General features: G+C 60.8%; 23 protein-coding genes. 6 read left to right on the top strand and 17 right to left on the bottom strand.

The annotated features are described in order from the left end of the window. Positions 1-33: 33 nt before the first annotated feature. The 3 genes from A11A3_RS02710 to A11A3_RS02700 form a co-directional block, all read right to left on the bottom strand. A complete protein-coding gene (locus tag A11A3_RS02710) occupies positions 34-711 on the bottom strand; it encodes a TorF family putative porin (RefSeq protein WP_008927729.1) in 678 nt (225 codons plus the stop codon). A 227-nt stretch (positions 712-938) separates the two neighbouring features. Beyond that, positions 939-1415, bottom strand: a complete 477-nt coding sequence (locus A11A3_RS02705; protein ID WP_008927728.1) for a hypothetical protein — start codon at positions 1413-1415, stop codon at positions 939-941. A gap of 238 nt (positions 1416-1653) precedes the next feature. Next, a complete protein-coding gene (locus tag A11A3_RS02700; protein WP_008927727.1) occupies positions 1654-2706 on the bottom strand; it encodes a M14 family zinc carboxypeptidase in 1053 nt (350 codons plus the stop codon). 212 nt (positions 2707-2918) lie between these two features. Between A11A3_RS02700 and A11A3_RS17395 the strand changes: the two genes are divergently transcribed. After that, entirely contained in the window at positions 2919-3572 is a 654-nt protein-coding gene (locus tag A11A3_RS17395) for a C40 family peptidase (protein ID WP_237738817.1), read from the top strand. Here A11A3_RS17395 and A11A3_RS02690 read toward each other — a convergent pair. Continuing rightward, positions 3487-3948: a methyltransferase family protein gene (locus A11A3_RS02690; RefSeq protein WP_040296610.1), complete on the bottom strand. Its 462-nt coding sequence runs from the start codon at positions 3946-3948 to the stop codon at positions 3487-3489. The genes A11A3_RS17395 and A11A3_RS02690 overlap by 86 nt on opposite strands. Positions 3949-4260: 312 nt before the next feature. Between A11A3_RS02690 and A11A3_RS02685 the strand changes: the two genes are divergently transcribed. After that, positions 4261-5727: a PhoH family protein gene (locus A11A3_RS02685; protein ID WP_008927724.1), complete on the top strand. Its 1467-nt coding sequence runs from the start codon at positions 4261-4263 to the stop codon at positions 5725-5727. A gap of 154 nt (positions 5728-5881) precedes the next feature. On the opposite strand, the gene A11A3_RS02680 is transcribed toward A11A3_RS02685, so the two are convergent. The 3 genes from A11A3_RS02680 to rhlB form a co-directional block, all read right to left on the bottom strand. Continuing rightward, on the bottom strand, positions 5882-6886 hold the full coding sequence (locus A11A3_RS02680; protein WP_008927723.1) for a hypothetical protein: 1005 nt from the start codon (positions 6884-6886) through the stop codon (positions 5882-5884). A 124-nt stretch (positions 6887-7010) separates the two neighbouring features. Next, complete coding sequence (gene glpE, locus A11A3_RS02675; RefSeq protein ID WP_008927722.1) at positions 7011-7331, bottom strand: thiosulfate sulfurtransferase GlpE; 321 nt, start codon at positions 7329-7331, stop codon at positions 7011-7013. 2 nt (positions 7332-7333) lie between these two features. Beyond that, on the bottom strand, positions 7334-8554 hold the full coding sequence (gene rhlB / locus A11A3_RS02670) for an ATP-dependent RNA helicase RhlB (RefSeq protein ID WP_008927721.1): 1221 nt from the start codon (positions 8552-8554) through the stop codon (positions 7334-7336). Positions 8555-8689: 135 nt separating this feature from the next. Here rhlB and A11A3_RS17890 point away from each other — a divergent pair, with 135 nt between their 5' ends. Next, positions 8690-8947, top strand: coding sequence for a DUF1145 domain-containing protein (locus A11A3_RS17890; RefSeq protein ID WP_040296609.1), 258 nt, complete (start codon positions 8690-8692; stop codon positions 8945-8947). On the opposite strand, the gene A11A3_RS02660 is transcribed toward A11A3_RS17890, so the two are convergent. The 4 genes from A11A3_RS02660 to A11A3_RS02645 all read right to left on the bottom strand — a co-directional run bounded on the left by A11A3_RS02660 (position 8904) and on the right by A11A3_RS02645 (position 12122). Then, the gene (locus A11A3_RS02660) at positions 8904-9524 is read right to left on the bottom strand and encodes a DUF938 domain-containing protein (protein ID WP_008927720.1); all 621 of its coding nucleotides are present in this window, start codon (positions 9522-9524) and stop codon (positions 8904-8906) included. The genes A11A3_RS17890 and A11A3_RS02660 overlap by 44 nt on opposite strands. A 5-nt stretch (positions 9525-9529) precedes the next feature. Continuing rightward, positions 9530-10369 (bottom strand): SDR family NAD(P)-dependent oxidoreductase, encoded by an 840-nt coding sequence (locus A11A3_RS02655; protein ID WP_008927719.1) that lies wholly within the window; start codon positions 10367-10369, stop codon positions 9530-9532. A gap of 216 nt (positions 10370-10585) precedes the next feature. Continuing rightward, positions 10586-11326: a lysophospholipid acyltransferase family protein gene (locus A11A3_RS02650; RefSeq protein ID WP_008927718.1), complete on the bottom strand. Its 741-nt coding sequence runs from the start codon at positions 11324-11326 to the stop codon at positions 10586-10588. Between the two features lie 91 nt (positions 11327-11417). After that, on the bottom strand, positions 11418-12122 hold the full coding sequence (locus A11A3_RS02645) for an START domain-containing protein (RefSeq protein WP_008927717.1): 705 nt from the start codon (positions 12120-12122) through the stop codon (positions 11418-11420). A gap of 401 nt (positions 12123-12523) precedes the next feature. Here A11A3_RS02645 and A11A3_RS02640 point away from each other — a divergent pair, with 401 nt between their 5' ends. Both A11A3_RS02640 and A11A3_RS02635 read left to right on the top strand, forming a co-directional pair. Then, positions 12524-13783, top strand: a complete 1260-nt coding sequence (locus A11A3_RS02640) for an exo-alpha-sialidase (RefSeq protein ID WP_040296608.1) — start codon at positions 12524-12526, stop codon at positions 13781-13783. Continuing rightward, on the top strand, positions 13780-14427 hold the full coding sequence (locus A11A3_RS02635; RefSeq protein WP_008927715.1) for a hypothetical protein: 648 nt from the start codon (positions 13780-13782) through the stop codon (positions 14425-14427). Before A11A3_RS02640 ends, A11A3_RS02635 begins: the two co-directional genes overlap by 4 nt. Here A11A3_RS02635 and A11A3_RS02630 read toward each other — a convergent pair. Together A11A3_RS02630 and A11A3_RS18140 are read right to left on the bottom strand one after the other, a co-directional pair. After that, on the bottom strand, positions 14388-15923 hold the full coding sequence (locus A11A3_RS02630) for a sodium:solute symporter family protein (RefSeq protein ID WP_008927714.1): 1536 nt from the start codon (positions 15921-15923) through the stop codon (positions 14388-14390). The two genes, A11A3_RS02635 and A11A3_RS02630, sit on opposite strands and share 40 nt — an antisense overlap. Positions 15924-15987: 64 nt before the next feature. Then, positions 15988-16578 (bottom strand): cold shock domain-containing protein, encoded by a 591-nt coding sequence (locus A11A3_RS18140; protein ID WP_008927713.1) that lies wholly within the window; start codon positions 16576-16578, stop codon positions 15988-15990. A 192-nt stretch (positions 16579-16770) separates the two neighbouring features. On the opposite strand from A11A3_RS18140, the gene A11A3_RS02620 reads away from it, so the two are divergent. Continuing rightward, positions 16771-17805, top strand: coding sequence for a GNAT family N-acetyltransferase (locus A11A3_RS02620; RefSeq protein WP_008927712.1), 1035 nt, complete (start codon positions 16771-16773; stop codon positions 17803-17805). Here A11A3_RS02620 and A11A3_RS02615 read toward each other — a convergent pair. From A11A3_RS02615 to A11A3_RS02600, 4 genes are all read right to left on the bottom strand, one after another. Next, a complete protein-coding gene (locus tag A11A3_RS02615) occupies positions 17802-18167 on the bottom strand; it encodes a hypothetical protein (RefSeq protein WP_008927711.1) in 366 nt (121 codons plus the stop codon). The two genes, A11A3_RS02620 and A11A3_RS02615, sit on opposite strands and share 4 nt — an antisense overlap. A gap of 149 nt (positions 18168-18316) precedes the next feature. Further along, positions 18317-20212 carry a M48 family metallopeptidase gene (locus A11A3_RS02610; protein ID WP_008927710.1) on the bottom strand — a complete coding sequence of 632 codons (1896 nt, stop codon included), beginning with the start codon at positions 20210-20212 and terminating at the stop codon, positions 18317-18319. Between the two features lie 9 nt (positions 20213-20221). Continuing rightward, complete coding sequence (locus A11A3_RS02605; RefSeq protein WP_008927709.1) at positions 20222-20809, bottom strand: LemA family protein; 588 nt, start codon at positions 20807-20809, stop codon at positions 20222-20224. 90 nt (positions 20810-20899) lie between these two features. Beyond that, complete coding sequence (locus A11A3_RS02600; protein ID WP_008927708.1) at positions 20900-21370, bottom strand: Mpo1 family 2-hydroxy fatty acid dioxygenase; 471 nt, start codon at positions 21368-21370, stop codon at positions 20900-20902. Between the last annotated feature and the right edge of the window lie 13 nt (positions 21371-21383).

Here is a 21383-nt window from a genome sequence, read left to right as displayed (position 1 = left end):
CCATGGGGCGGAGGTGCCGCCCCGTCGACAGTTTTAGATGTCGAAGCTGTAGCTCACGACGAACAGCGGATCGTCGCTATCATCCACACCGGCGAATTTATCCGCTGCGGTGATCTGGGACACGGTAAAGCTCAGCTGATCGGTGAGTGCATAGCTCAGATCAACGTGAGTATAGTTCGTGTCATCTGCTTCCATGTCCCACGTACCAGCCAGAATGCTGTATTTGTCGTAGGAGTAGCCAAGGGTGTAGTAGTTGCTGCTGTTTTCAGTGGAGCCATTGTCCACCCCGAAGTAACCCGTCGCGGTCACGCCGGCGAAGCCTACGCTGCCGATAACTTCAGAGAAATCGGTATCTTGCTGGTTCGGGTAGGCGTAGTAAACATAGGACAGATCGTAGCTAAGACCTTTGTATTCATTGCCGAACCCGACATACAGATCCGTCTCAGTACCCGCGGCAGGTGCGTCGTTACCGTTGGTACCATTGCCGGCGGAGCTGCCCCATACACCAGCATAGAGACCACTTGAGTGGCTGTAATCCAGGCTGCCTGACACATTGGCGGTGCCGCCTGAGATGTCCTGACCACGCCAGAAGTACATGTTGGAAATGCCCAGGCTGCCGCTAACTTCAGCAGCTGCCATGGACGGCGCCACCATGCTCGCAGCTACGGCGGAGGCCAGAAGGACTTTTTTAAGACCCAGTACTTGTTTCATGTGCAACCCTCTTTGCAATTGTTTCGCAGTTGTTCCTGTCTGGTGTGCGTTGGTGACGCACGGCCCTGTGGGCTCGCAATAGATATAGCAGAGAGCGTGCCAACTCTTTAGTTTCTTTTTAAATCAGTTGGTTATCGTTATATTGCGAAAAAAAGACAGGAAGATGGGAAACGTTCTGAGGATTGGTGTGCGCCGCAATGGTGCGGCGCACTGATTTGGTGCCAATATCAGGGGCACTGCCAGTCAACCAGCACGGCGTTCGTAGGGGCGCCGCTTTCATCGTTAAGTGAAAGCCCGCACTGGCCGGCACTTCGTGTGAAGTGTGCCTGGTAGCGGGCACCCTTTAGCGCATCAAACTGAAGTGCCACCTTGCAACGGTCCCGGCTGCCGTCATTCTCGCGTTGGTTCATGGTGACGCCGATACGGGTGCTGCCCGCAGATACCTGAGTGCTTACCTTGGTGGCTTTTTTCATGCTGTTAAGCATTTCGTCGATGCTTTTACTGTCAAGGGTGTTCACGCCCAGGGCATATTCGGTGGACTGGAAGCCCTCGCCTGGTACGCAGACTACCGGTTGAGCCACCAGATCATCACTGGTGAAAATGACTGTGGCTGTGTCGTCGCCGGTGGGGGCCTGGTAGCTGAAATGCTGACAGCCCGCCAGCAGGGCCACGGGTACCAGGGGGAAAAGGGCGGCAAGTTTCATAATCGACTCTCTATCAAGGGCGCTTGGCCGGTCTGCGGACATTGCTTGGTGTTGCCCAATTTGGGGGCATGGCCGTGGATTATGCAAGGGCAGGGCCAGAGTCGGCACCTGCAAGGCGGTTTTTCAAGCCACGTTGACGACACATGTCCGTCAACGTGGGCGCGGCAAATCAATCGCCTGGCGCGTTTGATTGTGCTGGCGGCATGGTGGTGCCGCCAGTACACGTTGTTTTCAACAGCTAATTACCGTCGTCATCGCGAAACCAGTAGCGCAGGGCTTCGCGGGTAAGGCTTTCTCGGCGGTGGCCGGGAGGCAGCCAGTTGCCGGCATTGGCGGTCATGGCGGTGAGAAATTCGAAAAACGGCAGGTGCTGGCGCAGTACGCGGTGATGGCGGTGGCTGATTACCGGGTTGAAGTAACCGAAAAAGTCGAGCATCTGACGCGGATTCTTGCGTACCCACAACCAGGAACCCATCTCCAGCGTAAAGGGCAGGAAGGTGTGGTGCGGGTGCTGCTCCTGAGCCTCGTCGTAGAGATAATCCCAGAGGTCGCCGTGGGTGGTGTAATTGATCGATTGCGGTTCGATCAGATACGGGTGCTGGTAGGGATAGGTTTGCTCGAACACCTGCTTGAGCCGGAACACCTCGGCAATGTGGGGAATCGGGCGGTGGCTGCGAGCATAACAGCACCACACCCGGTCACGGCGGCCGAAACCACTGTGGCAGTCCAGGCTCATGGAAAAGGGCGCGCCAAACAGTTTTTCGCGCACCACCCGGATCAGGGCCTGGGCTTCCGGTTGCATGGGCTCGCCGGCCTTGCCCCGGTACCAGGGCAGATGACGGCTGATGCGGTGGCCGCCGACCAGGAACGGCACCTTGCCCATGGCATCCACCGGGGCGTTACGCATCAGATCGACGCCATGGGGGTTGCTGCGGGTGCGGTTCCAGATGCCACCGGGGTTGATCATGGGCATGAACACCAGGCGCACTTTCTCCAGTCGCCGGTGTAACTGGTCATCCCATTGCAGCCGGTGAATCAGTGAGTGCAGCCAGGAAATCAGTACCTGGGAGCCGATGCGTTCAACACCATGGACGCCACCGAAAAATCCGATGGCGGGGGCCTGGGGCGAGCGGCTGCCCAGCTCGATCACGTGAACCGGCAGTTCCATATCGCCCATGGGGACCCGGTGCGCCACGCTGACACGCAGGTGACGGGCGCCCTCGTGGATCAGGGCATCCAGCTCCAGTTGTTCCGGCAGATGTCGTTGCAGCAGGTAAAGCGTTTCTTCCATAGCGGTGCCCAGGGTGGGGAGACCATGCTGGGGCAAAGAGATAACAGAAAGATGACAGTGGCCTGTGTCATGCAAGTGTGATGCGGCTGTCAGTTTGCTGTCATGGCCGTTGCCTAGCGTGAAGCTGGGCCCGGCGGCTGCAGGATGCCGGGGCAGCTGACCTCCACAATGGAAGCTACGCGGTGACCCAGCCAGGCAATTGCGATGTTGCGGTGCGTTCCGGGGATTTGCTGTTGTTTTCCGGTCGCGGTTGGACCAGTGACGTGATCCGGGTGTTTACCCGCAGTCGCTGGAGTCATGTGGGCATGGTGGTGTGTCTGCCGGAGCAGGCGGAGCCACTGGTGCTGGAGTCGACCACGCTGGGGGAGTCCCGCGACATTATGCTGGGGCGGCCGGTGCCGGGGGTGTCACTGGTTCCGCTGTCGGACAAGATCCGCGAATACCCCGGCGAGGTGGCCCTGCGCCGGCGCCACGGTCCGGATCTGGATAGCTACCAGCAACGGCTGCTGGCCCGCATGGTGCAGCGCCTGTTGCACCGGCCCTACAAGAACTATCTGCTCTGTAATGCCCTGGATGTGCTGACTGGCTTCTCCCGCCGTCCGGACCAGCGCGGCTGGTTCTGTTCCGAGCTGGTAGCCGAACTCTATCGGCGACTGGGCTGGTTGCCGCCGGATATCCGTCCCAGTGTTTTTGTGCCGGGCCATTTTGGCTCCCGGCGCATGCGGCTGGTCGCCGGCAAGCTCGGACCGCTGGCGATTCTCAAAGGGGAACCGACCCTCACTACAACCAGCGCCTTACCCGCGAACAGTAATCCTGCCACTGACTGCCAAACTGCTGCGCATGGAACGCTTCTTCCGCTGCAATGACGTGGGTGTGAATCACCCACAACACCGGTGCCAGCATCACCAGCATGCCGATGCTGGCCTGGGTCAGCACCATGGCCAGATAGATACAGGCAAAGCCCAGATAGATGGGGTTACGGCTCAGGGCGAAAGCGCCCTTGGTGAGCAGTTTGCTGGCGGCCCGGTGGGGCATCAGGGTGGTATGGGCCCGGCGCAGCTGCCAGACCGCGGTGACCACCAGCAGCGTACCCAGCACCAGCAGTACCAGTGCCAACCAGGGCTGGCCCGGGAACTGGATGCGCGGCGGGTGCACCGCATGGTCCAGCCCGTAGCCCATCAGCAGCCCGCCAAGATACAGGGCCGGCGGTGGCATCAGAACCTGGGGGTGTTGCAATGGCATGGCGAGACCTCGGAAAACGTGTTCGCTGATTGTCGGTGGCGTGCATACCGGGATCAAGCGAAACGGGTAATTAATCCGCCAATCAAAAAACGGAGGGACAATCCTGTTGATCGTTTGCAAAAAGCTGGGTTATGGTAATTCCAATCCCGCCCTTGCGGGAGTGATCGCGATCAAAAGCTGTTAGCAGCTCAAGCAACTGAACCGCCAAAAGGCTTAAACCATGGCGGCAGGTGCAGGCGTCACTCTCGCATTATCAGACCCGACGCCCACGCCAACGCCGCCGAACCGATGCCAACCTTACAGGGGATACGCATGGAAGAGCGCGCGGCCAGACTTCACACTCTCTCCGTCAACCACGCAAGCGCCAATCGCAGCGACATCTCGGGCCAGGAACTAGAACAACAAAAAACCTACGTCATCGATACCAATGTGCTGATTCATGATCCCAACTCGTTGCTCAATTTCGAAGAGCACCGGGTAGTGATTCCCATGACCGTGCTGGAGGAGCTGGACAAGCTGAAAAGTGGCAAGTCGCACACGGCAGCGGATTGCCGGGCGGCCATCCGCCAGATCGACCGGGTACTGGGCAGCGCCACGCCGGAGCAGGTGGAAGAGGGCATTCCCATCCCGCGCGGGCCGGAGAACGTGACCCAGGGCACCCTGACGGTACTGATGTCCGGCCAGGGCAAGGTTTCCACCCCGCTACCCAATGATCTCAACGACAACCGCATCATTAATGATGTGGTGGCCATGAAAGCCCTGGAGCCAGAGCGGCGTTTCATCCTGGTGACCAAGGATATCAACATGCGCCTCAAGGCGCGGGCCTGCGGCATCGAATCGGAGGATTATCACAACGACCAGCTGGTATCGGACATCAAGCAGCTGACCCGCGGTTATTTCGAGGTGCCCGGCTCCTTCTGGGACCAGGTCACGGAGGTGGAGACCGAGCAGGTCGGCGCCGAAACCCTGCATCACCTGTCACACGGGCTGCTGGTCAGCGAGATTCTTGGCGAAGAGGTTTACCCCAACCAGTACATCGTCGACGAACAGGGCTTTGTCGGCCGCGTGATGTCGGCGGACAACGGCATTGTCACCCTGCGTCACTACAAGGCCGACAGCCTGCTTGACCAGGAGGCCTGGGGCCTCAAGCCCATGAACATTCAGCAGGCCATGGCCCTGCAGATGCTGCTGGATCCGGACCTGCATCTGGTTACGCTCACCGGGGCCGCCGGTTCCGGCAAGACCATCCTGGCCCTGGCCGCAGCCATCGAGATGACGGTAGAGCAGAAACGCTTCAACAAGATCATCGCCACCCGCTCCACGCCGCCGCTGGCCGAAGAGCATGGTTTTCTGCCCGGGACCGAGGAGGAGAAAATGGACCCGTGGCTGGGGGCCATCAATGACAATATCGAGGCGCTGCATCTCAATGACGAGAACCCTTCGGGCAGTATTCAGTACGTCAAGGAGCGGGCCAACATCCAGTTCAAGGCCATGAATTACATCCGCGGGCGCAGCTTCCAGAAATCCCTGATCCTGATCGACGAAAGCCAGAACCTGACGCCCCATCAGATGAAGGCCATCATCACCCGGGCCGGGGAGGGCTCCAAGGTCATCTGTCTGGGGAACCTGGCACAGATCGATACGCCCTACCTGTCGCCAACCAGCTCCGGACTTACCTACATGACCGAGCGCTTCAAGCGCTTTGCCCATGGTGGCTCGGTGCAGCTCAACGGGGTGCCCCGCTCGCTGTTGGCGGAATATGCGGAGACCTATCTGTAGGTTGTCTCTGTGTGAGCTTGCCGGCACGCGAAGTGTGCCGGCAGGCTCCCACACACATCATGCAAACGCCCGGGGAGAGATGCTCACCCAACCAAAAAGGCGCAACCACAAGGGTGCGCCTTTTCAGAGGTTTCTTGGATTTTGCCCCGCTCGATTACGCCTGGCTGATGGCGTCCTTGCAGGCGTCGGACTGATAAAAATCATCCAGCGTCCATTGCAGTAGCGGCTCCAGTACGCCGGCCTCCACCAGCACCTTGGCCCCCTGGGCCAGTGCCGGTGCCAGCAGGTCACGCACCTGTTGTTCGCTGATCTTCATGCCTTCCAGCAACTTGCCCAGGGGCAGGGTTTCCAGCTCCTTGACCGCTGCCACGATGCCCACGGACACCAGTCGGCGGGTGTACTCGAGTTTGGCGCTTTCGTCGGTGATCAGACAGCCCTGACGAACCACTTCCGTGACGGTACCGTCGGGTATCAGCTTGAGGGCATCCGCCGGTTTCAGGGGCGCCATGCGCCGATAGCCGTCACGGGCCAGCTGTTCGATGCGTTCATTGGTGAGCTGGCGGTTGAGCCATTGTTCGCCGGTTCTCAGGGTGACGCGGATGTTCTTGCGCAGGTAATCGCGGATGTTCTCTTCCATGCCACCCATGGCCTTGCCGACCACGCTTTTGCGGCCCATTTTCATGACGCTGCTGACGCCGGGCAGTTTGGCCAGGGCATTTTCTTCCAGCAGGAAGTTCTTGATGCCGGTGTACAGCATTTCACTGACCATCTCGCTGACCAGCGGGTGGCTCATGGCGGCATGAATGGCCTTTTCGCGCAGGGATTGCAGTTTCAGTACCTGTTCGAGCACGGCATCGAAGTGCTCCTCGCGCAGCAGTTGCGCGACGGTGGCCGGGTCCTGACTGGCGGCTTCCCAGACCTGCAGGCTGACCGCTTCCACCACCGGCTGAACCCCTTCGGCGGAAAACGCCAGCTGCAGCCAGTTGTCCACCACCCGGGTGAGAATGTCGCTGTCGACCAGGCTGCCCAGGGGCTTGTCCGCCAGTACCTCGCTGGCATGGGTCATTTGTGCCTGCCAGTGGTCTTCGCTCTGTAGTTGGGCGAGCAGGTGGGCACGGTGGGCCTTGCTGAGTGCATCAATCAGTTGGGCAGGTTCCATGGGGACCTCTTTATTGTCTTGATTGTTTGCCACGGGATGGTATGCCACCCCGGAATGGAATGGCCCTATAGTGCGTTAATCAGGCGGCGCTGTAAGCCACCGTTACGCCAGCGGTGCCTGGCGTTCAGGCCATTTCTTCCAGGCATTCCGGGTAGGCAGTGCGAAAATGCTCGTAGCCACCATCCAGGCTGACCACACGGCGGAAGCCCTGCTCGGTAAGCCAGTCAGCCGCCCCCTGGCTGCTGTTGCCATGGTAGCAATAGATCACCAGTGGCCGCTCCCGGGCGGTGTCCGCCAGGAAGGGTTCCACGTTGGCCTGGGTCAGGTGCAGCGCGCCACGCAGGTGGCCGGCGGCATAGCTGGCCGGGTCGCGGATGTCGACGAACAGGGCGTCACCTTCATCAAAGGCCGCCTTGCCCTGTTGCGGGGAAATGCGCGTTGCCATGGTTACTCCGTCAGCAGGTCTGCGGGCGGATACTCGCAGTCCAGCTTCATGCTGATGGCGTTTTCCAGTTCCGGCAGCAGGAAGGCGTCGTCCTCACAGGCAAAGCTGATGGACATGCCACTGGCGCCGGCCCGACCGGTGCGCCCAATGCGGTGTACGTAGTCTTCTGGGTCTTCCGGCAGGTTGTAGTTGACCACGTGGGAGACGCCGTCGATGTGGATGCCGCGGCCGGCCACATCGGTGGCAATCAGTACCTGCAGATTGCCGTTGCGGAAGTTTTCCAGTGTCTTCATGCGCTGATTCTGCGGCACATCCCCGGAGATCAGCGACACTTTCAGGCCCTTCTTCTGCAGGCGGTCGTTGAGACGCCGGGTAATGTCGCGGCGGTTGGCGAAGACGATGACCTTTTCCATCTTCAGGCCGGTGATCAGGTTATAAAGCAGTTTGAACTTGTCATCGGTGTTGGTGATGTAGACCTTCTGCTCCACGGTTTCCGTGGTCACCTGGGCGGGTTCGATTTCCACCACTTCGGCGTCTTCGGTCCAGCGACGGGCCAGGTTCATGACATCGTCGTTGAAGGTGGCCGAAAACAACAGGGTCTGGCGATAACGGCTCTTGGGTGTCATGCCGACGATGCGTTTCACATCCGGGATGAAGCCCATGTCGAGCATGCGGTCCGCTTCGTCCAGCACCAGAAATTCCACCCGGTCCAGCCACAGGTCCCGGCGCTTGCCGAAGTCCAGCAGGCGCCCCGGTGTGGCAACCAGGATATCGATCAGGCTGGATTGCAGACGCTCCTGCTGGCGGTTGAAGTTCATGCCGCCGACCACGCTCATGACCTGCAGGTCGGTGTATTTGGCCAGTTGTTTGGCGTCTTTCTCGATCTGCATGGCCAGCTCGCGCGTGGGGGCGACGATCAGGGCGCGGGGTTCACCGGCAAAGCGTTTTACCGTGACCGGGTTTTTCAGCAGATCATTGATCACCGTGATCAGGAAGGCGGCGGTCTTGCCGGTACCGGTCTGGGCGCGGCCGATGGCATCGGCCCCGGACAGGGTATGTTCCAGCACTTCGGCCTGGATCGGGGTGCAATACTGGAAACCGGCATCGGCGATGCCGTGCATCAGGGCCAGGTCCAGATCAAAATCATGGAACCGGTGCTCGCCGTCTTTGGCCGGGACCTGGAACTGCTCCAGGGTCCAGTCGCTTGCCTTGTCTTTTTGCATCTATTCGCTCAGTCTGAATGCCAGAGGTTCCGGGATGTCGGGTCGGTCTTTGGCGGATTGTTTTCAACCGTCTGCCGGTGCCCGCAAACCACGCATTGTAGAAAAAATAATCAGCGCTGTCAGAGGGTATTCACCATGGGTTTGCTGAGGGCCGTTATTGTAGTGTTTTGGCTGGCGGTATTGTTAGCCCTTTTCACGGACCTGCCGGCACCGTTTGACCGCCTGCTGGTTATTGCCGGCACGGTAGTCATGGTACTCCATGTGCTGGAGCTTTTCGGCTTCTTTATGTGGCGCCGGGGCAAGGGCGGGGTGAGCTCCGCGGACGCTCTAATGGTGCTGATCTTTGGCGTTATCTATCTGAAACCGCGCATGCGTCAGCTGCGCCACGGCTGAACACTAGCACCCGGTTGTTGGCCGGCATGGCGTGGTCGGCAATCTGGTGTAATCCCTGCTTTTCAAACAGATCGGCAACCCACTGCCGGTCACGGATGCCACGTTGCGGGTCCGTGTTCTTTAGCGCCTGATCGAAGGCCCGATTGGAATCACTGGTAAAGCGCCGGTCTTCGTTGAAGGGACCGTAGACCAGAAAGCGGCCGTTACTGGCCAGTCTTGCACATCCCTGTTCCACGCAGCGTTCTACCAGTGGCATGGCCATGATGTGAAAGGTATTGGCGGTAAACAGGTAGTCGTAGGGGCCGGCAGGCCAGTCCCCGGTTAGATCCAGTTCCAGGGGCGGTTGTGCGCGACTGCCGGGCTCTTCCAGCCATTGGCGGATGCCGGGCAGATTGGCGGCCACGTCGCTGGGCTGCCAGTGAAGATGGGGCAGTTGCGCCGACAGCCAGGCGGCATGCTGGCCGGTGCCGGCGCCGATTTCCAGCAGGCTGCCGGGCGCCTGGCAGTGCTGTTGCAGCACCGCCAGGATCGGGCCCTTGTTGTTCTCGCAGGCCTGGGAGAAGGGGCGTTGAGGCAAGGCGTCTACTTCTTGCTCATGTATTTCTGACCCATGGCCACCAGCTTCTGGTAACTGGTGGGCAGCAGACGCTGCATGGTGTCCACGGCCACCGCGTCGGAGCCGATCAGCACACGACGCTTGTTGCCACGCACGCCCTTGAGAATGGTGTTGGCCGCTTCCTTCGGGGTGGTGCGGAACAGTTTCTCGAAATCCTGGATGGATTTTTCCTTGTCACCACCGGTAATCCGCGCAACGCTGGAGTCAAAGCGCGCCGCCTTGGCAATGTTGGTCTTGATGCCGCCCGGATGCACGGAAGTACAGGAGACGGTGCTGTTTTCCATTTCCAGCTCGATGCGCAGGGATTCGGTGAAACCGCGCACGGCGAACTTGGCGGCGTTGTAAGCGGATTGGGTGGGGATGCCTACCAGACCGAAGATGGACGAGATATTGATGATATGCCCTTCGTCGGCCTGCTTCAGGTAGGGCAGGAAGGCCTTGGTGCCATACACCACGCCCCAGAAGTTGATGTTCATCAACCACTCGAAGTCGTCATAGTTCATGTCTTCCACAGTAGCACCCAGGGCCACACCGGCGTTGTTGAAGATCATGTTGGCCTGGCCGAAATGGTTGACCACTTCATCGGCAAAGTCATAGAACGCCTGGCGGTTGGCCACGTCCAGTACCCGGGTCATCAGGCGGTCTTCGCCCAGGCCCAGGCCATCAGCGGTTTCTTTCAGGCCGGCCTCATTGATGTCGGACAGGGCCAGTTTGGCGCCGGCGGCGGCCAGTTCCTGTGCCAGGGCCCGGCCGATGCCGGAGCCCGCGCCGGTGATCACGGCAACTTTGTCGTTAAAGCTTTTCATATCAACTCCCTAGAAGGTAGAGCAAGGACGCGACCTGGGCGCCACAGGCCTGCCAGCACGATGGATGCTGGCGGCATAATGATCGCAAACCGATTTCAAGAGCGCAGAGTGTAGCGACATTGTCAGTGCAGAATGGGCCAATTGTGGCGGCTCAGTGACGTGGGCGCCAGCAAAAGCTGGCGCTGGGGACAGTCTGTATACCTGTTAAGGGTCGGGTCAGACCAGTGGCTCGGGGTAACCGCTGCCAAGCGGGGCGGCAATCAGGGTCTGGCAGCGTTCCTTGAGGGCCAGCAACTCCGCGTCGCTGTTCCCGATGGCCGGTAACGGCGCGTGCACGGTGACCTGTACCGACCCCGGGCGCAGGCTCAGCGAGCCGGCCGGCAGGATTTCGTGGGTCCCGGTAATGGTCAGCGGCAGGACCGGCAGTTGCAGATCCTGGGCCATTTTGAACGCGCCTTTCTTGAAGGGCTTGAGCTGGCCGTCACGGCTGCGGGTGCCCTCGGGGAAGAACAATACACTGGTGCCATTGACCAGCCGGCCACGGGCCTCGTTAAGCGAGGCAATGGCCTGTTCCGGGTCTTCCCGGTTGATGAAGATATGCCCCAGCCATTCGCAGCAGATACCAATGACCGGCACCTTGCGCAGCTGATGCTTCATCACCCAGCGGAAGTCCACACCCAGGTAGCCATAGAGCACCCAGATATCGAACTGGCTCAGATGGTTGGCAACGATCACGTAGCTCTGGCCGGGCTGGATATGTTCACGACCGTCGAAGCGGGTATCCACACCACTGAGTATCAGGCCCAGGCGTGACCAGGGCACGGCGGTCAGGTTGGCCACCTGGGCGGCGGGCAGGAAGGGAATCAGCAGGGCGCAGAGCAGGCCGGCGGTCACCGTGGCGATGGCCATCAGGGGAACAAACACCAGCCAGCAGTAGAGGAAGTAGATAACCCGCATTTCCGGCCTGACTCCATGACAAGGGAAGGATTACCCGCATGGTAATGGAGCTGGCCGAAAATGACAGGGGGGGAAGATGTTTTGTTACGTTTTAATTACCCGGTTCGGTGTCCGGTCGGCCCGGGCCGTGGAGCATGTCCAGATAATCGTAATAATGGTTCTGGTACTCCGGCTTGTGCACGATGCGGCGCAGACGTTCCAGGGTGAAATAGGGCGCATCACGCAGCAGGATGTTGGCGATCCAGGCGGGGATATAGCCGCCCGGATCAAGAATCAGTTCGTAGGTCATTTCCACCTGGTCATCACCCAGGCGCTTGAAACCGAGAATACCGTGCATTTCCGGGAAGCGGATATAGTCGTTATTGGGCGGTAGCTGGTCCGGCTGGTTGATCAGGTTGACCACCACCTGCTGGTTTTTCTTGCCGTCATCAATGACTTTTACGTCCGCTTCCAGCACCGCTTCCCGGTCGGCCAGTGGCCAGGGCAGCTGAGTGGTAAAGCGCAGCCAGCGCTTCAGGGGGCTGGTCCGGCGAAATTCCTCGGCGCTGTCGACGAAATGCAGCCACTTGGGATAGGACGGATAGTCATTAAGCAGAGCCACCAGGGAATACTCATCCTTGAGCTCGAAGCGGGTGACGCCGCGGAAGGTTTTCAGCCGCGAATTATCGTTGTGCTTCATGTATACCTGGATGCCGTTGCGGTCGCTGACCAGCTTCCAGTCTTCGTCGGCGGCCCGGGTTTGCGCACTGATCGCGAGAAGAAGTACTAAAAAGACGCTTAAAATAGACCTTTCCATGGGCTTGGGTTTTATCCTTGCGCTGGTCATGTCTCCGCATACCGGTTTCAGCATGTTGACAAAAAACGCCCACAGACCCGCTTGCCGGGCACCGGTGAAGGCGAACAGGTGGGGGTGCAAGTGCACGCCTTTAACACGCTGGGTTTTTAGAGACGTCATTGATTATTGAAATTAGTAATAAGGCATTATGCCACCAGAAGGGGGCGGTCCGGCAAATTTTAGGCAGATAACCGACCTTCAAGTTCATCAAATCGGATAATCGGTCAATTCCGTCGGTCACAGTGAACCGTATTGGCGGGCACCAGTGTTAGACTGGCGCGCCCCCTGCATGGGTTCCACGGTAAATCCTGCAGGTGGTTGTTTTTGGGGCTTTTTTATATGCATTACGTTGTTTATCGTTTATGGGAAGAATAATTCATTTGCTGATCGGTGCCGCCCTGGTGGCCGCCTATTTCTGGGCGACACCGGCGCATTTATGGCAGGCACCGCCATTGCTGAAACCGGCTCCGCAGGGGCGAATGCCCGCCAGTGATCACTGGCGCATGACGTTTGCCTCCGATGCGGACACCACCATGGTGCACGCTGCGTCCATGGTGGAGCTGCCCGACGGGCGTCTGCGCGCCTTCTGGTTTGCCGGCAGCCGCGAAGGCGCCTCGGATGTGGCCATACACTCGGCACTGTTTGATCCGCGCAATGGCAGCTGGGCTGACGAGCATGTGGCGGTAACCCGCGAACAGATTGCCGACCAGTGGGGCCGCTATGTGCGCAAGCTGGGCAATGCGGTGCCGGTACTGGATGATAACGGTCATATGCGCCTGTTCGTGGTGGCCGTCAGCTTCGGTGGCTGGGCGGCCAGCCGGCTGGTGGTGCTGGGCTCGGATGACCTGGGTACCAGCTGGCAGTTCGAGGATGCCCTGACCACCAGCCCCTTCATGAATATCAGCACCTTGGTGAAGGCCCCGCCGATTCGTTACAGCGATGGCACCGTGGGCCTGCCGGTCTACCATGAAATGCTGGGCAAGTTTGGCGAGATCCTGCGTCTGGACCCGCAAAACCACATTCTCGGCAAGGCCCGTATCGGCCATGGTCGCAAGGCCATTCAACCGCTGGTGCTGGTGGACAGCCCGACCCATGCGGCAGCGTTTCTGCGTAACGAGCAACGGCCCAACAACGGCCATCTCTACCAGTCCCACAGTGTGAACGGGGGCTGGGACTGGCAGCCATTGACCTATTCCCGCCTGACCAACCCCAGCTCGGCGCTGGGGGGCGTGGTGATCGCGCCCGGCCACTGGTTGTTGGCCACCAACTGCAATACCGAGGAACGCGATGATCTGTGTATTCGCGAAACCCGTGATGGAGGCGCCAGCTGGACACCGCGCTGGTTTTTCCATAACCGCCAGGCCTGGCGTGATGACCAGATGCAGCCCCGGCCCTTCCTGAACATGATCGACAACGAACTGGACAAGACCGTGCAGGTGGATAATCCGGCCCGTTATCTGGATCGGGTGCGGGAAAACAAGTGTCGCCGTGGCGAGTGCACCTTCCAGTACGACTATCCCTATATGCTGCGAGCCAGCAACGGCGACCTGCATGTGCTCTACACCTGGAACAAGGCAGCCATCCGCCATGCCTGGCTGAGAGCTGACGGAGGTGGCGCATGATCAGTCTTGATTACCTGCTGGCGGCCCTGGTGCTGGTGGCGGTGCAGCTGCGTATCTGTGCGCCGCTGATGACACGACGTACACGCGCGGTGTTGGCGGTGCTGGTGTTTGTCTGGGCCATGCTGCCCTGGCCCTGGGGGCTGGCCGGTTGGCTACTGAGCTACCTGGCCGGCTTCAGCATTGCCACCGGTCTGCTGGCACTGCTGGCCATCCAGCACCGCATTGTCGGCCATTACTGGTTGCCGGTGGGGCAATTGCGTGCGGTCTGCATCATGCTGGTACTGATGGCGTTGTGGTTCTACCCCATGAGCCTGGGCTCCAGTTATGTGGACCCCTATGCCCTGGGTTTCGGCAACTTCGGCTTTGCCACCGTGCTGTTGCTGGTGGGCCTGTTTGCCTGGGTGTGCCGCGCCTACGCCACCTGTGTGGTGCTGGTGCTGGTGCAGGGGGCCTTTGCCCTGGATCTGCTGCATACCGATAACCTGTGGGATTACCTGATGGACCCCTGGCTGGTCTGCTGGGCGTTGGGCTGGCTGATCCGCGATCGCATTCTGGCCGCCGGGGCCCGCCTGCCCGAGGAGGAAGGCGAGCCGGCGGCGCCGGCTCAGGACTGCCCGCTGGCTGCCCGGGCCGAGGGCCAGTAACGGGCAACCAGATAACCCACCAGGAACATCAGCAGGTTGCCGATCAGACCGGTGTAGTACAGATCAAAGGGGGCGCTGAGCGCCTCCGGCAGCAGCCCCTTGTTGGTCAGTACCGTCCAGCCGGTAAATACCAGGGTCAGTGCAATGCCGGCCCAGGCGGCCCGCGCATTGCCCCGGCGAGTCAGGAAACCCAGCAGATACAGCCCCAGCATGCCGCCGCCCAGCAGTGACACCAGAATGGTGGCCGTATCCTGCAGGGTTTTGGTGTCCGCGCTGTTAAGCCACAGGGCGCCGGCGATCATGGCCGCGGTGACCGCCACCGCCATGGCCCAGGCTACCTTCAGGTAGTGCCGATCATCACGGCCGGGGCGCAGATGACGCCGGTAGAGGTCCACCACGCCCACCGTCGTCACCGAATTGATGCTGGAATCCAGCGAGCTCATGGCGGCGGCCAGCGCCGCAGCGATCACCAGCCCGGCCACCCCGGCGGGCAGGTAGGCGGTAATGAAATGGGGCATCAGGGCTTCGGCGCGCTCGCGGCCATCAAGAATGGCGCTGGCGGTGCTGTCCGGGTGGCTCTGGAAGAACACCCACAGGGCGGTGCCCAGAAACATGTAAAACGCCCACACCGGCAGGGCCGTGAACAGATAGACCCACAGGCCACGGCGGGCCTCCCGGGTGGAGCGCGAGGCACAGTAACGCTGCACGGTGTTCTGGTTGCTTGAGTACTCGGTGAGCCAGTTGGTCAGGCCGATCAGCAGCATCATGGTGGCGGTCTTTTCACTCAGGGACAGCCGCCAGGATGTTGCCCCCGGGGCTCCATCCTGCCAGGGTGCCAGCGCAAACTTGCCGGCCTGGCTGCCGTCACGCCAGATCTGGCCCAGGCCGCCGGGCAGCGCATCGACAATGACCCACAGGCAGACCACGCCGCCCAGCAGCAGAATCACTGTCTGCAGCACATCGGTCCAGATCACCGCATCGATGCCGCCAATCACCGTGTAAAGGCCCACGAACAGGCCGCCCATCACAATGGCCGCCTGCGGTGACAGGCCGGTGACCTGCTGGATCAGCAGTGACAACAACCAGAGAATCATGGCCAGTCGTACCAGCTGGGCCACCAGAAAGGCGATGGCGCCATAGACCCGCACCGAGGGGCCATAGCGCATCTCCAGAAATTCGTAGGCGCTGGTCATGTTGCCGCGCCGGAAAAACGGTAAAAACACAAACGCCGCCACCAGCATGGCCGGCAGCAAGGCCAGGTTGGGCAGGTAGCGCAGCCAGTCGGTCTTGAAGGCGTCCGCCGGGTAGGCAAGGAAAGTGATGGAACTGATCGACGTGCCCACCAGTGACAGGCCGATCACCCAGCCCCGGAAGCGTCGCCCGCCGACAAAGTATTCCTCGGTGCTGGTGTTGCGGCGGGAAAAATAGAAACCGATGCCCAGAACCACCAGCAGATAGGCCAGCAGTACCAGCCAGTCAGCCATGGCAAGTGTCATTGTTATTCTCCTGACAGAAAAAAGGCGGAGCCGGGCTCCGCCTTGATGCGTGCAGATTGCAGCGTTACTGCTCGATATAAACATTGTCGGCCTGCTCGCCGCGGTCCGACATGCGGGTGCTGAAACGCACACGGGTACCGGTGCGCAGGCTGCGGCGCCCGCCGTTCTGCACCGCCTTGAAGTGGACAAACAGCTCCTCACCCTTGTCGGTGAGAATGAAGCCGAAGCCCTTGTTGGGGTTGAACCACTTCACCTCGCCACGCTGCTGGCCGGGGGCCATGGGCAGTACCTTGCGAACCGGCAACGGGCCGAACAGCGGCAGCAGGTACACGATGACGGGAATCCACAGCCACCACATGATACCGAAGGCGGCGCTGCCATGGCTGGCCACCAGACCGGCCAGATAAAACAGAACGGCAAGGTGCAGCGGCAAACGTTGCTTGCCCCCCTGCAGGCACACCAGGTTCACGGCGGCTGCCAGCAGCAGGCCGAGGCCGGTTTGCTGACCGTGCACCGAGGAAATTTCCACCATGGTGATGTTGTTGTGGATGGTGACGATGGCCATGTCCGGAGCGAACAATAGCCAGGCGCCGGGTATGGCCAGTAAAACGGCCACAATGACGTAGAAATACGCCAGCGACTTGGACACTTTCATGGGATTAACACTACCTATATTGATAAATGAAAGAACAAAACAACAAGTAAAGAAAAAACCGCCAGCAAAGAGGCGGTACGCCGGCCCGCGCCGGTCAGGTGGAGGAAAGGCCACCGCAGGCTCTGTTGTGGTCAGGCTGGCGCGGCACTATTGTACCCAAGCATTGGCAGAAACTCATTCGGGAGCTACCCGTTGCATTACCCCTTCCTTAGCGAGGCCTTCTTTACCGCCCTGGAGTCCTCCGGCGCCGCCGCGCCGGGTCAGGGCTGGGGGCCCTGTCATGTCCGTGAGGGTGACCGCTGGTTACCGCTGTACAGCCGCAACCAGTCACGTGGCGAATACGTGTTCGATTTCAGCTGGGCGGATGCCTACCAGCGCCACGGTCTGGCGTATTACCCGAAGCTGGTGACGGCGGTCCCCTACACGCCGGTGGTGGGACCCCGCTGGCGGGGAGACTGGACGCCGGCGTCCCTGTGGGAGGCGGTGCAGGAGCGGCTGCACTCGCAGCGAGCCAGTGGTTGGCATCTGCTGTTCCCCGATGCGGCCAGTCGTGAAGCACTGGCGGAGCTGCCACTGGTCAGTCGGCAGGCCTGTCATTTTCGCTGGTTCAACCGGGATTACACCGACTTTGAGGGGTATCTGGCGGCTTTCCAGTCGCGCAAGCGCAAGAACCTGCGCAAGGAACGCCGCCGAGTCAGTGATCAGGGTATCGTGGTCGAGCGCCGCTGCGGCACGCAAATTGACGCCCGGGACTGGGCCTTCTTCTACCACTGCTACGCGGACACCTACTACAAGCGTGGCCAGATGCCCTATCTCAATGAAGCCTTCTTTGCCGCCCTGGCCGAGGGGCTGGGCGATCAGGTCATGCTGGTGCTGGCCAGCCGTGACGGGCAGCCGGTAGCCGCGGCGCTTTACCTGTTTGACCGCACGAGACTGTACGGGCGCTACTGGGGGGCACTGGCGGACATCGACTGTCTGCACTTCGAGCTGTGCTATTACCAGGGCATCGAGTTTGCCATTGAGCGCGGGCTTGCAGAATTTGACCCCGGCGTGCAGGGGGAGCACAAGATTTTGCGCGGTTTCGAGCCGGTGATTACCTGGTCAATGCATCACCTGGTGGAGCCGGCATTCCAGCGCGCCATTGGGGATTTCTGTGAAGAGGAGGCCCGCCATGTGCAGGCCTACCGGGAGGAAGCTCGCAGTCTATTGCCGTTCCGGCGCGATTAGGCGGCGGCCATTTGTTGGCGCTGATAATAGAGCGCCATGGTCACCCGATCACACAGATCGGCGCCGGGGTGGTCCGGGGATTTCGGGCCCAGGGCGTCGGTGACATCTTCCAGGCAGCAGCCATCGCTGTCCTGCAGGTCGGCGACGAATTCCCAGGCGTGGCCATTGCCATCCACCAGCGTGCCGCTGAACACGTCTTCATCGAACTGGCAGACACCGGAAAATACCGTGTCATCCAGCCGGAAGCCGGCCTGTTCCAGCCATTGGCCCAGGCCTGGGGCCAGGCTTCCGTTTCTGACCTGTTCGGTGGTGTCTGCTACCGCCTGCCAGGCGTTGCGAAGACTTACCTTGTCCAGATCCATACCGTCTCTTCCTGTTTTCCTTGCTGTCAGCTTCCTTAAAAAAGACAGCGAAATCACTCACTTGCCGACGAATGGTAGTCAGATACATTCTGCCCTGTCCGGCGCGGCTTCCTTGCAGGCTATTAACCACAAGATGTGTAGGAAAAAGCTTACACGGTTTGGTTGAACAGGGGCGGCAGTGGACATTCCAGCAGGCTGGCAAAGGCACGCAGTAATTCGGCTTCGCCCACCTGTACCTTGCCGTCATCCAGCACCAGGTCCGCGGCGGCATCCAGTATGGGTGCCTTGAGCAGCGGGGACAGGGCCTGTAATCGTTCGCTGGCCCGGCGCAGTCTTTCGCCGCCGCACTGCGCCAGCGGCAAGAGTGTGCGGCCGGTCGGCAGCAGGCCGTGGCTGGCGCGCTGAAACAGGGCCTGTGCCTGCTGGTCCCGGGCACCGCTGGCCCAGGTGAGCAGGGAGAACCAGACCTGCAGGTCGCCGGCCACCGCCGGGTAGCGGTGAAAGCGGGTACGGGTATTGCGCTGCGAGCGTGCTCCCAGCTGTTGTTCGGCCAGGGTCAGCAGCACCCATTCCGCCAGGGATTGACGGCGGTCGGCCGCCGCCAGGGCGCGCAGTCGCGCAAGCAGTGCCTGGCGCTCCTGGCGAGACAGGGCTTTCAGGGTGGGCAGTGCCAGATCCAGCAGCGGTAGCCGCAGGCGACTGCCGAGCCCGGCGATTTGCGTGGTCAGCGCTTGCAGGTCGGCCTGCGATTCTGGCTGACAGACCTTCACGGCCTCCTGCGCATCCCCGGACAGGCTCAACAGCAGGGCATAGAGGACCTGCTCGGCGCCCCGGCGATCATGCAGGGTGTCGAGCAGGTCATCGGGAATCAGCGTCAGCAGGGTACGGGCATAGCCCATGTCCTCTTCGCGCACGGTGGCCACGTGCCGCGACGGTGCCCGGGACTCGCCCGCGCCGCCACCTTGGCCGGCAAAGGCACTGACCGGTGCCGGCGGTGCGGTGCCGGTGGCGGTGTCGCTGCTGGCGGGTTGCCGCGCCCGGGTACGGGCCCGAGCGACCCAATCCGGGCCCAGGGCATTGAGTCGTGCATCCAGGGGCGGGTGGGTGGCCAGCAGGCGATGAAAGTGCAGGGTGACGGTCTCGCCAAAACACATGTGGCTCATGTCTTCGGCATGACGACTTTGCAGGTGAGAGCCGCCGTCATTGCGGATATGAATCAGGGCCCCGGCCAGGCCCGCCGGGTTGCGGGTAAATTGCACCGCCGAGGCATCTGCCAGCAGTTCCCGCTGGCGGGAAATGGCGGCCTTGATCAGACGCCCGAAAAACAGCCCCACATAGCCGATCACCAGCAGGGCCAGGCCCACCAGGGGCAGGCTGTTGCCCTTGCGGTTACTGGATGATGAGGAGCGGGACCGGGAGTGCAGCAGCAACCGGCCGATCTTGCCCACCGCCAGAATGCCGGCCAGGATCGCCATTAGCCGCAGGTTGAGGCGCATGTCGGCGTTGAAGATATGGCTGAATTCGTGGGCGATGACGCCCTGCAACTCATCACGATTGAGATGGGTCAGGCTGCCGCGGGTAATGACCAGCACCGTTTCCGACGGTTTGAAGCCGGCCACGAAGGCGTTGATGGTGGTTTCCTGGTCCAGCACGAACAGCTGCGGAGTGGGAATGCCGGAGGCAATACTCATTTCCTCCACCACATTGATCAGCCGCTTTTCCTGCTGGTCGGTGCTGGCCATATCGATGCGGCGGGCATGCAGCAGATTGGCCAGGGCCACGCCGCCGCCCCGCAGCTGCCAGAGTTTCAGCAGGCTGCCGCCCAGAATCACCGCCAGGGTAATGACGCTGACCCACAGCAGCAGGGTGGGGTTGGGGTGGCCCAGCCAGTCACGACTGTCGCTGACGCGAAAACCGCTCAGGTGCAGGATGGCCAGCATGGCCAGATTGACGCAGGCCACCGTGGCCAGTACGGCCAGGGTGAAGTAGAGCACCAGCAGGCCGGTTTTGCGCCGCGCCCGCTGCTGATGTTGAAAGAAATCCATGGCCGCGGATCAGAAGCTGACTTTGGGCGTCTGCCGGGCCTGCTCGGTTTCAATGGCCAGCAGCTTGGCTTCCTGGAATGAGCCAAACAGGCCGCCAATAAAATTCTGCGGGAACTGTTCGCGGTAGGTGTTGTAATTCATCACCGCATCGTTGAAGGCCTGGCGGGCAAAGCCGATACGGTTTTCGGTGCTGGTCAGCTCTTCCATCAGCTGTGCCATGGTCTGGTTGGCCTTCAGATCCGGGTAGTTTTCGCTCAGGGCGAAGAAATTGGCCAGCGAGCCGGACAGGGCCGATTCCGCCTTGCCCAGGGCGGTCAGGGCCTGGCCGTCGTCCGGGTGGGCCGCTGCGGCTTTCTTGGCGCTTACCGCCTGATTGCGGGCCTCGATGACGCGGGTCAGGGTTTCACGCTCGTGCTCCATGTAGCCCTTGGCGGTTTCCACCAGGTTGGGGATCAGGTCGTGACGGCGCTGCAGCTGTACGTCGATTTGTGCAAAGGCGTTCTTGAAGCGGTTTTTTAGTGAAATCAGCCGGTTGTACACCGCGATGATGTAGACGACGACGGCAATGATGACGCCAAAGAAAATCAGAGTGCCCATGTGTGGTTATCCTTCCCCGCAACGATTTTATCGGCAATACGCTACTGCAAAATTCGTAGGCAGGGAAGCTGAACGGGCCTTAGCAGGTTGCTAGTAGCGAATTCCCCACTGGCGGTAGAGAAAGCCCATGATCCAGGCGGGGCCGATCATCAGATACTGGATGTCCTCGAAGAAGGAGGGTTTCTTGCCTTCCACCTTGTGGCCCCAGAATTGACCGATCCAGGCCACCACGAACAGCCCCAGGCAGACCCAGCCCACGGACAGGCCGGCGCCTTCCATCAGGGCGAGCAGGCCCAGGCACAGCAGGCTGAATACCAGCATGCCGATGGCGATGGGTAGCGACAGGCGGGCGTAGTAGAGCGTCACCAGTGCCAGAGCCAGGCTGGCCCAGTTCAGCCCGGGCAGCGCCGCCATCAGACCGGGCACGGGAATGGCCCACAGAAAGCCAACCACGGTGAAGAAAATCACCGGTACACAGACAAAGTGGACCTTCTTGTTGGTGGGGTTCTGGTGGCTTTCGCCGTAGGCGTCGAGCCAGTCGTCCATCGTGCGGCCTGCCATGGTCATACTCCCG

Source organism: Alcanivorax hongdengensis A-11-3 (genome assembly GCF_000300995.1).
Taxonomy (GTDB): domain Bacteria; phylum Pseudomonadota; class Gammaproteobacteria; order Pseudomonadales; family Alcanivoracaceae; genus Alcanivorax; species Alcanivorax hongdengensis.
This window is presented reverse-complemented; position numbering and strand designations above follow the sequence as displayed.